This window comes from Deinococcus betulae, from assembly GCF_020166395.1.
GTDB classification, from domain to species: Bacteria; Deinococcota; Deinococci; order Deinococcales; family Deinococcaceae; genus Deinococcus; species Deinococcus betulae.
Map to the genome: position 1 here is coordinate 165,018 of NZ_JAIQXU010000001.1, position 14,605 is coordinate 179,622.

The following is a 14,605-nucleotide window of genomic DNA, read 5'->3' on the forward strand; positions in this document are numbered from 1 at the left end:
CGTTCCCTAGCGCCCTGCCAACAAAAGAGGCACCAGGATGTCTCCCGGTGCCTTTCTGCATCCCGCCTCAGCTCGCGCTGTTGTCCACCACGACGGTAAAGCTCTTGGTGGCCTTGCCCTTGGCCGGCACATCAACTTTTAGATTGGCTGTGCCCTGGCTGCGAACCGGCGCGGCGCTGTCAATGATGATGATGCGCCCGCCGATGCGCTCGGCGACCTCGGCACGCACGACGCGGTCCTTGCTGCTCTCGAAAGCGTAGGTGACGCGGTAGGTCGTCTTGGTCACGTTCCCCTTGGCGTCTTTGACCTGGGCGGTGGTCTGTACGCTGCGGGTGTAGACCACATCCGGGTCCTCGCCCAGTGTGAAGTCCACGGTGCCGCCCTCGCGCGTCTCGCTGATGTTCGTCTGGCCCACGATCCGGCCGTCCTCGCGCACCGTAATCGGGCCAGCGGGCAAGCGCTGGTCGGCCTTGAAGCGGTAGAAGCGGTTCAGATTCCCCTCGCGCGTCTCGGTGCCGAAGTAGGTGTTCAGGCCCACATAGCGCTCAAAGGTGGTCAGCTTGGGCGTCAGGAAGGGCAACGTCACCACGCTGTTGGCGGGCAGCGTAAAGGGCGTGGTCAGTGCGTACCGGTACAGCCCACGCAGTTCGCCCTGGCTCTCGATTTTGGGTGCAGCACCTGATTCAGCCATTACCGGAGCCGCCATCGCCACATCGCGCATCATGTATGCCGCTTCCTGCTGGTTTTGCACGTTCACATCGCCCGCGTACAGCTCGGTGTTCTGTACCTCGTAGGGCTGCTCGGTGGTGTTGCGAATATCGGCCAGAGCGCCCAGCTGGGCACCGGCGCTGCTGGCCTTCAGGGTGTAACGCGGCTGCCAGGTTACGGCGCGCGTCAGGTAGCCCAGCGTGCCCTGGCCGGGGCGGGCCAGCGTATAGGTCACCGACTGCGTGGGCCGCTGCGCATTCACTGGAGGCAGCACGTCAAACTGCAGGTCCTCGTAGCGAGCATTGAAATAGCGGCCCTGGGCGTCTTTCACCAGCAGGTCACGGGCGCGTACCAACGTCACCGGCTCTAGCTCGCCGTCACGCTTCAGGTAGACCGTTTTGCCTTCCAGGTTGGCTAGCCAGTTGGGTTCCTGCTTCTGAATGGCCTGTGTAAAAGCCAGGCCGTCCAGGTCAAGGCTGCCCGCCAGAATGCTGTCCCAGGTGTCCTGCGGCAGGTTGATATTCAGCGTGTTGGTGGTGCTGCTGACCGGCTGGCGCACTTCCGAGAAGCTGGGGTAGATGCGGAGGTCGGCGGCGTGGGCGTGGCCCAGAGCAAGAGCGGAAGCGACGGCAAGGACAGCGGGCAACGCGGTTTTCATGGCTGTATCGTGCCGCGCCCTCAATTGTGAGATGTGAGAGTGTCCGTCAGAAATAAAACAGAACTGACCCGCCCCAAGATGAGGGACGGGTCCAGTTACGAACTGCGGTTACAGAATGTCGTCGCGGATGCAAGCCTTGAAGTGGCCGGGGCTAACTTCGCGCAATTCGGGGATGATGTTAGCGCAGTCGGCAATCGCGTAGCGGCAGCGGGTGCGGAACACACAGCCACTGGGCGGATTGATGGGGCTGGGAATGTCCCCTTCCAGAATGATGCGCTGGCGTTTGACCGTGGGATCGGGCACCGGCGCCGCCGAGAGCAGGGCCTCGGTGTACGGGTGCCTGGGGTTGGTGTTCAGTTGGCGGCTGGGCGCAATTTCCATCACGCGGCCCAGGTACATCACGATGATTCGGTCGCAGATGTACTCCACGACGGCCAGGTCGTGGGCGATAAACAGCACCGTCAGGCCCAGTTCTTCCTGAAGGTCCTGTAGCAGATTGACGACCTGCGCCTGAATGGACACGTCTAGCGCCGACACCGGCTCGTCGGCCACGATAAACGCGGGGTCCACGGCCAGCGCGCGCGCAATGCCGATGCGCTGGCGCTGCCCGCCCGAGAACTCGTGCGGGTAGCGGCGCATATGTTCGGGGCGCAGGCCGACCTTTTGCAGCAGTTCGGCAATGCGGTCCATACGGCCCTTGCCAGGGTGCAGGTTATGAATCTGCATGGCCTCGCCGATGATGTCCGAGACCGTCATGCGCGGGTTCAGGGACGCAAAGGGGTCCTGAAAGATGATCTGCATCTCACGGCGGTAGTCCCGCATCTGGCCCTTGCTGAGCTTCGTGATGTCGGTGCCGTTGAAGATGACCTGGCCGCCCGTGGGCTCAATCAGGCGCAGGATGGCGCGCCCAGCCGTAGTTTTCCCCGAGCCGGACTCGCCCACCAGACCCACCACTTCGCCGCGCCCAATCTGGAACGACACATCGTTGACGGCCTTGACGTTTCCCACCACACGGGAGAGTAATCCGCCGCGAATAGGAAAATATTTCTGAAGGTTCTTGACGTCCAGCAGGGTGTCGCCCGTGATGGGCATGGCGCTGCGGGACTGCGAACTGGTCTTGACAGGAGCGGTCATGCGGTCACTTCCTGGGCCTGGGCAAATTCACGCCAGCGGATGCAGCGGGCCATGTGGCCATGCCCGGTGTCTTCCAGCGCGGGCACAGCTTTCGAGCAGTCGGGAACGGCGAACTTGCAGCGCGGCTCGAAGGCGCAGCCGGGCGGCAGGCTCAGGGGATTGGGCACGTTGCCAGGAATGGCTTCCAGGCGGCCCTTGGGCTGGCCGGGCACATGCTCCACCTCACCCGGACGGGGAATCGAGTTCAGCAGGCCCATGGTGTAGGGGTGGCGGGGGGCTTTGAAGATCTCGACCACGTCGCCTTCTTCCACCACGCGCCCGCCGTACATGACGACCACGCGGTCGGCCATTTCGGCCACCACGCCCAGGTTGTGCGTAATAAACAGGATGCTCATGCCCACTTCTTTTTGCAGCTTGCGCATCAGGTCCAGAATCTGGGCCTGAATGGTCACGTCCAGAGCGGTGGTGGGCTCATCGGCGATCAGCAGGGCCGGCTTGCACGACAGGGCCATAGCAATCATCACGCGCTGGCGCATCCCGCCCGACATCTGGTGTGGGTATTCATTGACGCGCTTTTCAGGTGCTGGAATGCCCACGAACCGCAGCATGTCGGTGGCCACGCCCATGGCCTCTTTCTTGTTCTTGCCCTGGTGCAGCATGACCGCTTCGGCAATCTGGTCGCCCACCGTATACACGGGGTTCAGACTGGTCATCGGCTCCTGAAAAATCATGGAGATGTCATTGCCGCGAATCTTGCGCATCGCCGCTTCGCTGAGCTTGGTGATGTCTTTGGGCGCGCCGTCCTTGCCCGTGAAGAGAATCTCGCCCTCCACGATCTTGCCCGGAGGGCTGGGAATGAGGCGCATGACCGACAAGCTGGTTACGCTCTTGCCCGAGCCCGATTCACCCACAACCGCCAGGGTCTCGCCCTTCTTGATGTGGAAGGTCACGCCGTCCACGCTCTTGACGACGCCGTCGTCAGTATTGAAATACGTCTTGAGGCCGTTTACGGCCAGCAGGACTTCACCCTGGTGGGTCATTGTTCCTCCGTTTTGCGCACGCCAAACATCATACAACTGGATTGAATGGTAAGGGACAATCAGTGCCCGGACGCGGCCCGCAAATCTGGCCGCGTCCGGGCAAAAAAACCTACGAGCGCTTGCGAGGATCGAAAGCGTCGCGCAGGCCGTCACCGAGCAGCTGGAAGCACATCACGGTGAACACGATGAAGAAGCCGGGAATCAGGACCCAGGGACGGATGTTGAGGCTGCTCAACCCGCCGTCCTGCGCCAGCTTCAGCAGACTGCCCCAAGAAGCGTACGGCTCCACGGCCCCAATCCCCAGGAAGCTGAGGCCAGATTCCAGTAGAATGTAGCCGGGAATGGCCAGCGAGGTCGTCACGATGACGTAAGTGGTCATGGTGGGCAACATGTGCCGCCACATGATGCGGTTGTCACTGGCACCCAGACTCTTGGCCGCCGACACAAAGTCCTGCTCACGGACACTCAATAGCTGCCCGCGTGTGGTGCGCGCCAGGCCACCCCAGCCGATAAAGGCCAGAATTCCCAGAATCACGTACAGCGCAAAGATCGGGTTGATTTCTTTGGGAAAAATACTGCGCAGCAGTAGTAGCAGGAACAGCGTGGGAATTGAAGACAGCACCTCGACGAAACGCATGATGATCGTATCTACAATTCCGCCGAAATAGGCCGCTGCAGCACCCATAAACAGGCCAATCAGGGTGGTGATGATGACGGCGGCCAGGCCAATCGTCAGGCTAATCTGCGAGGCATATAGGGTACGGCTCAGGAGGTCGCGGCCCAGATCCTCGGCGCCGAACAGATAGACGTTGCAATCGGAGTTACCTGTGCCGAACAGGTGAAGATTGCCTGGAATCAGGCCCAGAATCCTATAGCTGTCGCCGCGAACACCAAAATAAATTGGGCACTTTTCCGCTGATGGACGGTATTCATTGACAAACGTATCTGGGTTGAGCTGCTGGGTGTACTTGTAGACAAAGGGCCGCCCAAACGCTCCGGTTTGCGCGTCACGAAACTGGATGGGGGTTGGCGGGTGAAAACGGGTGATGTTGCTGGTCGAGTAATTGGACAGCCCACTGGGCGCCAGAAACGGCGCGAACAGCGCCATCAGATACAGCAGAATCAGGAGACTGCCGCCAATCTGGGCCAGGCGGTTTTTCCTGAACTGACTCCAGGCCACGGAAAACTGCGACTGGCCCTGAACGCGCACACGCTTTTGAACAACAGGAACTGTGGTGGTCACGCTTTTCAACCAACCTTGATGCGGGGGTCAACGACCGCCAGGAGAATGTCACTCAGGGCGTTGCCCAGAATGAGAAGCACTGTACCGATGACTGTAAAGCCCGCAATCAGGTACAGATCCTGAGCACCCAAGGCTTCAAGAATCATGGGCGTGATGCCCGGATACCCGAACACGACTTCCAACAGGCCTGCTCCACTAATGGCAGCAGGCAGCAGGCTGCCAATTCCGGCAACAATGGGCAGAATCGCATTGCGGAAAGTGTGCTTCCAGATGGCTGTATTTTCAGAAACACCTTTGGCACGGGCAGTACGGATGTAATCGGCGCGCATCACTTCCAGCATCTGCCCACGGATGACGCGGGTCAGGCCAGCCGCGTCACTGATGGCCAGCACCAGTGCAGGAATCAGGAGGTGGCTGAGGATGTCCAGAACCTGCCTGAACTGGCTGAGGTCATTGAAGCCTGCACTGGTCATGCCGCCAAAAGGCAGGTCTATTCTGCCGCCGGTAATCCGCTTGAGTTCGAGAATACCGAAAATCACAATCAACGCCAGAAAAAAGCTAGGAAAGCCCAGCAAAAAGTAGAGCACCACGTTGACGGACTTATCGGCAAGAGAGTTCTGCCGCACTGCGCCGTACACACCCAGAGGAATAGAAATCGCATAAAAGAAGACTGTAGTCAGAAGCACCAGCCACAGCGAATTCACGATGCGCGGCTTCATCACGTCCAGTGCCGGCTGCTGATACATAAACGACAGTCCGAAATCGAAGTTGAACAGCATGTTCTTCATCCAGAGGAAATACTGCTCGATGGGATGGCGGTCAAGGCCAAAATTCCGTTCCAGGTTGGCGATCTGCTCGGGACTAATGTTCGGGTTGAGTTTTGCCGGGGTCAAAAAGTCGCCAGGCGCCAGCTGAATGATGAAAAAAATCAGCAGGCTGGCGAGAAAGAGGGTGGGGATGGACTGCACCACCCGCCGCAGCAGAAATGGAATCATGGACGTACTCCGTGGGTTTTCATGGATGTGGGGGGCAGTCCGCGCGGGCGAACCACCCCCCGTTGGGAGCAGAGATGCTCTGGTTTTACTTGATGAATGTCAGGGCGTTGAAGCGGTGGCCGTAGTAGGCGTCCATCATGGCCGCTGGGAACTCGCCGCCCAGACGCTCGTTGAAGGCCACGTGGAAGTTGGCGCCCACAAGGTAGATGACGGGCTGCAGCTCGCCTTCGGTCTTCATGAGCTGAGCGCCAATCGCGCGGCGGCGGGCGTCGTTCAGCTCGGCGTCACCCTGGTAGTACAGCTTGGTCATCAGCTGTTCCTGGCTGGTCAGGCACTTACCGCTGGTGGGGTTGTTGTAGGAGTGCAGGTTGCTGCCGCAGGGCACGACGTTGTTGCCGAAGCTCCAGACGTTGCTGCCGCCCGACAGGCCTAGCAAGATGGCGTCGAAGGGACGGTTCTCGCCCTTGGCCGTGAGTTGGCTGACCAGCGCGTTGAAGTCAATGGGCGTGAAGTTCACCTTGACGCCAACCTTCTTGGCTTCGTCGGCAAAGATGCGGCCCAGTTGCTCGCGCACGGTGTTACCTGCATTGGTGCTCAGGTTGAATTCCAGTACCTTGCCTGCGCTGTTCTGCAAGTAACCCTGGGCATTCTTCTTCGAGTAACCCAGCTGGGCCAGCAGGCGGCTGGCCTCGGCCAAGTTGTACTTGTACTGCGGCGCGCCGGCAGCCACACCCGCATCAATCTGCTGGCGGAAGATTGGGTACACGCTGTAGTAGGTGGGGGTGCCGAGACCACCCAGGGCCAGCTGCACCATCGCGTCGCGGTTGGCAATGTGGCTCATGGCGCGGCGGAAGCGCACGTCACGGAACAGCTTCTGTTTGGCCGCGTCACCGTCTTTGTTCCAGTTGAAGGTGATCCACTGGCTGGTGGCCTGTGGGCTGGCGTTGGCCTTCAGGAAGGCCTTGAGGCTGCCGTTGTCAATGGCGCGCTTGGTCTGGGCCAAGTCGTCGGCGTTACGCATGGGCACCGTGTCCACCTGACCGGCCAGGAACGCGGCCAGTTGGGCGTTGGCATCTGCAAAGATACGCACGGACATGGTGTTCAGGTAAGGCAGCTCCTGACCACGGCTGTCTTTGTTCCAGTCGCCCCAGTAGGTGTTCTTCTTGAACACAGTGCGCTCGCCGGCGCGGTAGGACTCCAGCGTCCAGGTGCCGGGCGAGACAATCTGACTCGCTGGGGTGGCCAGGGTCCACAGCTTCTTGACGGCGTCGGCGCCGCCGCTGCGGTATGCCGCACCGAAGATATGGTCAGGCCAGGGCGTGAAGGACATGATGCCCAGGGCCGAGGCGCTGGTCTGCGGGAAGTCAAACTGAATGGTGTAGTTGTCAATCTTCTTGAGGGTGATGGGCTTGCCCGCCAGGAAGAAGCTGTCGCGGCTGTTGCTACCGACCTTATCGTCAGTGTGAATCTTCCAAGTGGTGATGAAGTCGTCAACCGTAATGTCCTTGCCATCACTGAACTTCATGCCCTGGCGAATCTTGACTACAAACCGTTTGTTGTTGTTGCTGATCACCGCTGGAGCAGCGGCCATGTACGGAATGAACTCATCGTTGCGGGGATCCTGGGTGAACAGACCACTGCCCGAACCCATGCGGATGGGAATGCTGTCTGCTTCACTGCTGGTAAATGGGTTAAACGACTTGAAGTCCGAGAACTGGGCCAGACGCAACTCGCCGCCACGCTTATTGGCCGTGTTCGGCTCAGCAGTCCAGGCATTGGGCCAGGTAAAGGTGGACTGTGACTGTGCAGCGGCCGTGCCGACACTCAGGGCCAGAGCAAGGGTCAGGATCTTCTTCATAGGTTCCTCCGAAAAGTTGCAGCTGTGGAATATGACAACGCGCCGGCTCACGCCGGGAGTAGCATTGAAAAGGGGTTTTCCAGCGAGGCCAACTATATGGAATGGCTTAGATTTGGTCAAGGTACGCCGCAACAATACAGAGGGCCGTCATGGCAAGGTCAGCCCAAACTTACAATTACGACCCGGCCTGAACAGAATTCCCAGCGACATCACAAAAAGCCCGCCACACCACATGTGACGGGCCAGAGCGAAGAACAGGTTTTCAGCGCGACACGAAACTAATCAGCAGCGCCAGCAGCATGAAAAACCCACCCAGTACACTGGTGATGCGAATCAGGCCACCCTCGACACCGCGCCCACCCAGCAGGGAACCGCCTGACGCCATGCTGGCCGAGAGCCCCGCCTGCTTGGGCACTTGCAGCAGTACGAAAAACACCAGCGCCAGGCACGCCAGCGCAAACAGCACGATAAACAGGTTCAGAATCATGACAGACCTCGGGGAAAGAGAGCCAGAACTCTGCTGGCCAATAGGTCACGGTATAGCACGGCCACGCCTGCTCTAGCCGGTCAGTCCCTACTTGCGGCGCACCCGCCGCGCGCCGTGGTCTGGCCGCACACCATCGGCCATCAAGTGCAACCACTGGCTGAGGTAATACCCCACCAGCAGCGGCGCGGCAACCTTCCAGCTCAGCGGCTCGGGCAAGGTAGGAAGCGTCAACCCCGGCACCAGATAGGTCAGCAGACCCAGCACCAACGCCACGATCAGTGCCACGTAGAGCAGACGAGTGAGCGGCCCCACCAGCCAGGTGTGTGACCACCCCCGGTGACTAAAGAGCATGCCGTAAGGCACCCACAGCACCCCCAAGACCCCCCAGTGCCGCTTGCTGTCCACTCGCCCCTCGGCCAGGTCAAGGTCGGGCGACAGAAGAAACGTGCCAGCAGCGTAGGCCAGCGTGAACCACAGGCCCTGAGCGGGCGTCACCACCACGGCTTCCAGCCGGGAAGCCACCAGCGTAGCCGCGGCCAACACGCTATAGGCCGCAATATTGATCAGGTTATGCACTCGTCCACTGGGCACGCGCGCCATTGTGCCAGACCTGTCCAGTGGGATGCACCAGGCTTCATGCACCCTCAGAAAACTTCAGGCATCCTGAGGTCACATGCCCAACTTGCTGCCCCGCCTGCCCGGCCTGCTGCTGCTGACCGCCCTGCTGGCCGCGTGTAATCCGACCCCGACGCCCAGCGATGCCCTTGACGCCCGCACCGTCCCACTGGCCCAGGCCGCCAGCGGCAGTACGAGCGTTCCATTCGCGGGGCAGTGGCGAGTCACTGACCGCCCGGACTGGCTCAGCGTCACCCCTCTGTCTGGGCAGGGAAATGTCACCCTGACCATCACGGCCGACCGCGCGGCAGCCACGCCCCTGAAGGCCAATCAGTCCGAGCTCAGTGGGCAGATCAAGATTGAATGGACCTCCGGCACGGGCAGCGCGGCCAAATCAGGGGCGGCACTCTGGACGGTCACCGCTCAGCAGTTTGAACTGGGTGGGCGCCTGGTCGCCCCTGCTCAGGCCCAGGGTCAGGACGCGCAGTCTGCGGCGTCGCTCAGGACACAGGCCCCAGCCGGCGCTGCACGCGGCATCATTGTGAAATACCGAAGCGCCAGCCTGAAAGCGCAGAGCGACGCCGCCTTGGACGCTCTTCAGGGGGGCCGGCGTGCGCTGGAAGCCGCTGGGCTCAGGGTAATGGCTGCCTCACCCCTGGGCGCGGCGAGTGCCCGGCTGGAGGTGGCGAACGTGGACGCCGCTCTGGCGGCCCTGCGCGCTGACCCTCAAGTCGAATACGCCGTGCCCAACGCTGTCCTGAGCGCTCAGGCCCAGCCCGTCGTGCCCAGCGACCAGTTTGCCAGCCTGCAATGGGCCTACCCTTTGATGGGGTACGGCGGCGTGTGGCGCGACATGGAAGCAGGCGGCTACACCAAGCCCGTCACGGTGGCCGTCGTGGATACCGGCGTCCGTTTTGATCATCCTGACCTGAAGGGCCAGTTGTGGGGCCCAGGCGAGGGCGCCCTGGACGTGCTGCCCTTTACGGCCGGCGACGCCCAGACCTCGCCCTACGACAGCGGCGACGGCGACGGCCCCGACACCGACCCCACCGACCCCACCGTCCAGGGCCGCACCACAGGCAGTCACGGCACTCACGTCACCGGCATCATCGCCGCGCGCTGGGGCGACAATGGGGTGCCCTGTGATGGCTGTAGCCAGACTGGGGTGGTCGGTGCCAGCTACAAGGCCAATATCAAGGTGCTGCCGATTCGGGTGCTGGACGCGCAGGGCAACACCAGCGAGGCCGATGTGATTTCGGCGGTGCGCTACGCGGCGGGCTTGCCGGTCACCCTAGGCACCACCACCTACCGCAACCCCCACCCCGCGCAGGTCATCAACCTCAGCCTGGGCGGCGACATCAGCGCCGATACCGCCCGCCCCATGTGTGACGCCATTGCAGAGGCCCGCAGCGCCGGTTCGCTGGTCATTGCGGCGGCGGGCAACGGCTACGGCACCTCGCCCTACTATCCGGCGGCCTGCTCCGCGGCGGTGGCCGTGGGCAGCGTGACCCTCTCAGGCGGCAGCGCGCCGCAAAGGTCGAAGTTCAGTAACGCTTATCCCGAGGTGCAGCTCTCGGCGCCGGGCGGCGCTGAGCCCTACGGCGGCAACCGTTTTAACGGCGGAACCCTGAACGGTCAGCCTTTCCCAGACGTGATTCTCTCGACGGACTGGGACTACGTGAAGAACCAGCCCAATTACGCCGCCCAGGTGGGCACCAGCCAGGCCAGCCCGCAGGTGGCGGCCCTGGCGGCGCTACTCCTCAGTAAGGGCGTCACGACTGGCCCTGCCGACACGCTGGCCCGCCTGGTGGCCACGGCCACCGATCTGGGGGCCCAGGGCCGCGACGACCAGTTTGGCTACGGCATGGTCAACGCGGCCGCCGCCCTGAATGCGCCCGCAGTCAGCAGCACCCTGGGCCTGCGGCTGCAAAGCGCGCGCGGCCTGACCTTTCAGCCTGCTGTGGACGCGCTGGGCCGGTTCCAGGCGTACCTGGGCGACGGCACCTACCGCGTAATTGGCGGCCTGGACACCGACGGCAACGGCATTTACGGCGAAGCCCACGAGAAGCGGGTCGAGCGCGAGGTGACGCTGGCCCCGGCCTCGCCCCGCGTGGATGTCGGCGACCTGCAACCCCGCTAACCCCTAAGCGTTCAGTGCGCCGCTGAGCCTTGTCCTCAGCGGCGCACGTCTATCACGGTGCGGCCCCGCACACGCCCCGCCAGAATCTCTGGGGCCAACGTCGGCACCTCGCTCAGCCCCCGTGTCTGGGTGATGGGGGCCAGGCGCGCGGCAGGCAGATCACGGGCCAGGCGGGCCCAGGCGGCCTCCCGGCGCTCGGCCGGGCACGTCACCGAGTCCACGCCCAGCAGATTGACGCCGCGTAAAATCAGCGGAAACACCGTCGTCCGCAGGTCGTGCCCCCCCGCCAGCCCGCACACTGCCACCGAACCGTGGGTGCGGGTCGAGGCGTAGGCGCCAGCCAGGGTCGCGCCGCCGACGGTGTCCACCACGCCGGCCCAGCGCTCCTTTTCCAGGGGCCGGGTCAGGCCAGACACCTCCTCACGTCCTATCACGCGGGCGGCGCCCAGGTCGTGCAGGTAAGCTGCCTCCTCTGGGCGGCCAGTGCTGGCGACGACCTCATGGCCAGCAGCGGCCAGCAGCGCCACGGCGGTACTCCCCACGCCGCCCGCCGCACCCGTCACCAACACCTCACCCTGACCGGATTTCAGGCCAGCGGCCTCCAGCGCCAGCACAGCCAGCATGGCCGTAAAACCAGCTGTGCCCACACTCATGGCCCAGTGGGGCGTGGTCCCCGGAGGCAGGGCCACCAGCCAGTCGGGGCACACGCGGGCCAGCTCGGCATACCCCCCGTCCTGGCGCTCGCCTATTCCCCAGCCGGTCAGGAGGACGGGAGCGCCAGGGGCCCAGCGCCCAGAGCGGTCTTCCAGCACCGTGCCGGCCAGGTCAATGCCCGGTGTCATGGGATGCGCCTTCAGGACGCCCGGGTGGCCCAGCACCGCCAGGCCATCTTTGTAATTCAGGCTGGAGTGAGACACCGCCACCACCACGTCCCCGGCGGGCAATGCGCTGAGCGGCAGGGTCTGAAACTCGGCGTGCGTGCCCTGATCGTCTTGCTGAACACGCAGAGCGCGGAAGGTCGCAGGCAGGGTGGACATGGGGGGCAGGCTAGCGCGACCAGAGGCCCCGGCCTTGAGCGTCCATTCAGAGGCGCCCGTCTGAGCCGACGCCTCTGTGTTAGACTCCGCCCTGCATATGGAGCCTCCCAGTTCCGGCTCTCTGACCGCGCCCGGTGACGACCGCCAGGGAGCGGCGTTTTTGCTTGGCACCCCCCCACTGGTCACCGACGCCCTGACGCCCGAGCGGCGCCAGGCGGGCAGCATGTGCCTTGCGGATGACCCTGACGCGACCACGGAGCGCGTCCTTACATGAGTGACCTTTTTGGTATTCTCGCCCTGTTTTTTCTGGTGTTGATGAACGGCTTTTTCGTGGCCGCCGAGTTCGCCCTGGTGAGCGTGCGCCGCACGCGCATCGACCAGCTGGCTGAGGAAGGCAACGCCACGGCGCGGGTTACCCAGCGCGCCCTACAAAATCTCGACCTGTACATCGCCGCCACCCAGCTGGGCATCACCATGGCCAGCCTGGCGATTGGCTTTGTGGCCGAGCCAGCCATTGAACACCTACTGGAACCCCTGTTTCCCGAAGGCCAGTTCACGGAGGCGCAGGTCAAGGCAATCTCGTTTGGGGTAGCTTTTGCCATCAGCACCGTCCTGCACATCGTGTTCGGCGAGCTGGCGCCCAAAAGCTGGGCCTTGCAGCGCAGCGAGCAGGTCAGCCTGCTGGTCACGCGCCCCCTTCTGGCCTTCACCACGGTCTTCAAGTGGGCCATTAAGGGGCTAAATGCCCTGGGCAACGGGGTTGTTCGCGCCTTCGGCCTGCGCGGTGTGGCAGGACATCACACCGCCTACTCCGAAGAAGAAATCCGCATGATTGTCAGTGCGTCCAGCCAGGAAGGCGTACTGGAAGACGACGAAAAAGAGCTGGTGTACAACGTCTTTGACCTCTCCGACACCACCGTGCGCGAGGTCATGACACCCCGGATCGAAATGGTGCTGGCCGACAGCGCCGCGCCGCTGCGCCGCCTGCTGGAAATGCACGCCGAACACGGCTACTCGCGTATTCCCGCCTTTCAGGACACGCCCGACAACATCGTGGGCATCGTGCATACCGGGGACGTGCTCGCCCACCTGGACACCCTGGACCATACCCTGATTGCCGACATCATGCGCCCGGTGTTCTTTGTGCCGGAAGGCATGAAGATCAAGGACCTGTTGACCAAATTCCGCGACAAGAAAAGCCACCTGAGCATCGTGGTGGACGAGTTCGGTGGTACGGCGGGACTGGTCACACTGGAAGACGCCCTGGAAGAGATTGTAGGCGAAATCTACGACGAGACCGACGAAGAAGAATTGCCCATGATCGAGGTCATTGGTGAGGGCGTCTACCTAATGGACGCCAGCCTGACGGTGGGCGAGGTCGAGGAGCGGCTGGGCAGCAATATAGAAGACGGTGAGGGCGAATTTGATACCCTGAGCGGCTTCATGACTGGCTACTTTGGGGACATTCCCGAAGCCGGCCAGAGCTTCACCCACAACGGCTGGGCCTTCACGGTCGAGGCCGCTGACCAGCGCCGCGTGACGCGGGTGCGGGTGGAGCGCGCCCCGAACACCGACCCGCTGGACCCCGAGGACACCCATGAGTAACGCCCTGAACCTGACCCCCGACCCCCAACTGCTTGAAGGCGCCAAAGCCGCGTTTAAGCAGGCGTACGCTCCTTACAGCAAGTTCCATGTGGGCGCCGCCCTGCGCACCAGTGATGACCGCGTGTATTTTGGCGCCAACGTCGAAAATGCCAGCTACGGGCTGGGCCGCTGCGCCGAGCAGAGCGCTGTGCAGGCGATGGCCACCGCCGGAGGCCGCGACTTTACCGACATCGTCGTGTATTCCGAAGCCTCGCCGCCCGCCAGTCCATGCGGTGCATGCCGTCAGGTGCTCTACGAATTTGCCCCCGACGCCCGCGTGGTCTGTGTCAACCAGCACGGCGAAGTGGTCAGCGGCTACGTGAAGGACTTTCTGCCCCACGGTTTTCGGCTGGAACAGCGCGACGACGGCCACGAAGTCAGCGTTCAGTAAAGACAGAAGAGCATTCAGGGGCGGCGGCAAGCCGCCTCTTCCTTTGGTGCCAGCGTGGGCCAGTGATAGGCCAGCATAGTGGTCACGCTGGTCAGCACCTCAGCAGGCCAGGGAGGCCCGTCGGGAAGAACGGGCGCCAGCGCTCCTGCCGGGCCAAAGGTCAACGTGACCCGCAGGCAGACCGCCTGATCCTGAAGCCAGACCTGGTTGATCTGCCGGCCAAACATCCGCTGGCCCGCTTTTAGTCGTAGGTCGGGCACTACGCCACGCACTTGGCCCCGCAGGTTCCAGAGCCGCAGCGAGGGGTCCCCCCAGGCGGCGAGGTAGCGCCCGTCTGGTGTCCAAAAGGTGCCAGGAAGACCACGAGCATGCCACAGGGACTGCACATCACCAGTTGCCTTAACCAGAAAAAGGTCGCACCAGTCGGCATCACTGGCCCTATGTGGGGCGAGTATCGGTGAACAGGTCGTCTGGCCCTGGGTCGCGCAGGGGCACCTGCACTGCGGTGCCACCGGGGAATGTCACGGAAAAGAACAGGGCCGCCGCCAGCAGAAGCATGAACCAGCCTACACAGCCTGGCCCAGCGCGCCGTCCGCCTTTGGCATGAAATATGAAAGCGGGAGAAGCCAGTGCGGCCTCTCCCCTTTCACTCTTT

The 14,605-nt window shown here is 62.8% G+C and carries 14 protein-coding genes; 4 read left to right on the forward strand and 10 right to left on the reverse strand.

The genetic code is table 11. The annotated features are described in order from the left end of the window. Nucleotides 1-67: 67 nt before the first annotated feature. From K7W42_RS00760 to K7W42_RS00795, 8 genes are all read right to left on the reverse strand, one after another. Nucleotides 68-1,366, reverse strand: coding sequence for a DUF4139 domain-containing protein (locus tag K7W42_RS00760; protein WP_224571484.1), 1,299 nt, complete (start codon nucleotides 1,364-1,366; stop codon nucleotides 68-70). Nucleotides 1,367-1,474: 108 nt separating this feature from the next. Next, nucleotides 1,475-2,500, reverse strand: a complete 1,026-nt coding sequence (locus K7W42_RS00765) for an ABC transporter ATP-binding protein (protein WP_304524140.1) — start codon at nucleotides 2,498-2,500, stop codon at nucleotides 1,475-1,477. After that, a complete protein-coding gene (locus K7W42_RS00770; protein WP_198170428.1) occupies nucleotides 2,497-3,540 on the reverse strand; it encodes an ABC transporter ATP-binding protein in 1,044 nt (347 codons plus the stop codon). The genes K7W42_RS00765 and K7W42_RS00770 overlap by 4 nt, the downstream gene beginning before the upstream one ends. Nucleotides 3,541-3,649: 109 nt before the next feature. Next, nucleotides 3,650-4,783 (reverse strand): ABC transporter permease, encoded by a 1,134-nt coding sequence (locus K7W42_RS00775; RefSeq protein ID WP_224571485.1) that lies wholly within the window; start codon nucleotides 4,781-4,783, stop codon nucleotides 3,650-3,652. A 5-nt stretch (nucleotides 4,784-4,788) separates the two neighbouring features. Further along, a complete protein-coding gene (locus K7W42_RS00780) occupies nucleotides 4,789-5,778 on the reverse strand; it encodes an ABC transporter permease (RefSeq protein WP_224571486.1) in 990 nt (329 codons plus the stop codon). A gap of 85 nt (nucleotides 5,779-5,863) precedes the next feature. Continuing rightward, entirely contained in the window at nucleotides 5,864-7,636 is a 1,773-nt protein-coding gene (locus K7W42_RS00785) for an ABC transporter substrate-binding protein (protein WP_224571487.1), read from the reverse strand. Between the two features lie 262 nt (nucleotides 7,637-7,898). Beyond that, nucleotides 7,899-8,123, reverse strand: a complete 225-nt coding sequence (gene secG / locus K7W42_RS00790; RefSeq protein ID WP_157458326.1) for a preprotein translocase subunit SecG — start codon at nucleotides 8,121-8,123, stop codon at nucleotides 7,899-7,901. Between the two features lie 87 nt (nucleotides 8,124-8,210). Continuing rightward, nucleotides 8,211-8,723 (reverse strand): metal-binding protein, encoded by a 513-nt coding sequence (locus K7W42_RS00795; protein WP_224571488.1) that lies wholly within the window; start codon nucleotides 8,721-8,723, stop codon nucleotides 8,211-8,213. Between the two features lie 73 nt (nucleotides 8,724-8,796). Here K7W42_RS00795 and K7W42_RS00800 point away from each other — a divergent pair, with 73 nt between their 5' ends. Next, nucleotides 8,797-10,878 (forward strand): S8 family serine peptidase, encoded by a 2,082-nt coding sequence (locus K7W42_RS00800; protein ID WP_224571489.1) that lies wholly within the window; start codon nucleotides 8,797-8,799, stop codon nucleotides 10,876-10,878. A gap of 35 nt (nucleotides 10,879-10,913) precedes the next feature. Here K7W42_RS00800 and K7W42_RS00805 read toward each other — a convergent pair whose 3' ends face one another. Then, nucleotides 10,914-11,915 (reverse strand): MDR family oxidoreductase, encoded by a 1,002-nt coding sequence (locus tag K7W42_RS00805; RefSeq protein WP_224571490.1) that lies wholly within the window; start codon nucleotides 11,913-11,915, stop codon nucleotides 10,914-10,916. Nucleotides 11,916-12,012: 97 nt separating this feature from the next. On the opposite strand from K7W42_RS00805, the gene K7W42_RS00810 reads away from it, so the two are divergent. From K7W42_RS00810 to cdd, 3 genes are read left to right on the forward strand one after another with little or no spacing between them, the layout of a single operon-like run. Continuing rightward, nucleotides 12,013-12,189 carry a hypothetical protein gene (locus K7W42_RS00810; RefSeq protein ID WP_157458330.1) on the forward strand — a complete coding sequence of 59 codons (177 nt, stop codon included), beginning with the start codon at nucleotides 12,013-12,015 and terminating at the stop codon, nucleotides 12,187-12,189. After that, nucleotides 12,186-13,520 (forward strand): hemolysin family protein, encoded by a 1,335-nt coding sequence (locus tag K7W42_RS00815; protein WP_224571491.1) that lies wholly within the window; start codon nucleotides 12,186-12,188, stop codon nucleotides 13,518-13,520. The genes K7W42_RS00810 and K7W42_RS00815 overlap by 4 nt, the downstream gene beginning before the upstream one ends. After that, nucleotides 13,513-13,950: a cytidine deaminase gene (cdd, locus tag K7W42_RS00820; RefSeq protein WP_224571492.1), complete on the forward strand. Its 438-nt coding sequence runs from the start codon at nucleotides 13,513-13,515 to the stop codon at nucleotides 13,948-13,950. Before K7W42_RS00815 ends, cdd begins: the two co-directional genes overlap by 8 nt. A 14-nt stretch (nucleotides 13,951-13,964) precedes the next feature. On the opposite strand, the gene K7W42_RS00825 is transcribed toward cdd, so the two are convergent. Continuing rightward, entirely contained in the window at nucleotides 13,965-14,336 is a 372-nt protein-coding gene (locus K7W42_RS00825) for a hypothetical protein (RefSeq protein ID WP_224571493.1), read from the reverse strand. Nucleotides 14,337-14,605: the final 269 nt, after the last annotated feature.

Bases quoted from the DNA above. Each gene is read 5' to 3' on its own strand.
- K7W42_RS00760 (WP_224571484.1), bottom strand. From the start codon at position 1,366: ATGAAAACCGCGTTGCCCGCTGTCCTTGCCGTCGCTTCCGCTCTTGCT.
- K7W42_RS00765 (WP_304524140.1), bottom strand. From the start codon at position 2,500: ATGACCGCTCCTGTCAAGACCAGTTCGCAGTCCCGCAGCGCCATGCCC.
- K7W42_RS00770 (WP_198170428.1), bottom strand. From the start codon at position 3,540: ATGACCCACCAGGGTGAAGTCCTGCTGGCCGTAAACGGCCTCAAGACG.
- K7W42_RS00780 (WP_224571486.1), bottom strand. From the start codon at position 5,778: ATGATTCCATTTCTGCTGCGGCGGGTGGTGCAGTCCATCCCCACCCTC.
- K7W42_RS00785 (WP_224571487.1), bottom strand. From the start codon at position 7,636: ATGAAGAAGATCCTGACCCTTGCTCTGGCCCTGAGTGTCGGCACGGCC.
- secG (WP_157458326.1), bottom strand. From the start codon at position 8,123: ATGATTCTGAACCTGTTTATCGTGCTGTTTGCGCTGGCGTGCCTGGCG.
- K7W42_RS00795 (WP_224571488.1), bottom strand. From the start codon at position 8,723: ATGGCGCGCGTGCCCAGTGGACGAGTGCATAACCTGATCAATATTGCG.
- K7W42_RS00800 (WP_224571489.1), top strand. From the start codon at position 8,797: ATGCCCAACTTGCTGCCCCGCCTGCCCGGCCTGCTGCTGCTGACCGCC.
- K7W42_RS00805 (WP_224571490.1), bottom strand. From the start codon at position 11,915: ATGTCCACCCTGCCTGCGACCTTCCGCGCTCTGCGTGTTCAGCAAGAC.
- K7W42_RS00810 (WP_157458330.1), top strand. From the start codon at position 12,013: ATGGAGCCTCCCAGTTCCGGCTCTCTGACCGCGCCCGGTGACGACCGC.
- K7W42_RS00815 (WP_224571491.1), top strand. From the start codon at position 12,186: ATGAGTGACCTTTTTGGTATTCTCGCCCTGTTTTTTCTGGTGTTGATG.
- cdd (WP_224571492.1), top strand. From the start codon at position 13,513: ATGAGTAACGCCCTGAACCTGACCCCCGACCCCCAACTGCTTGAAGGC.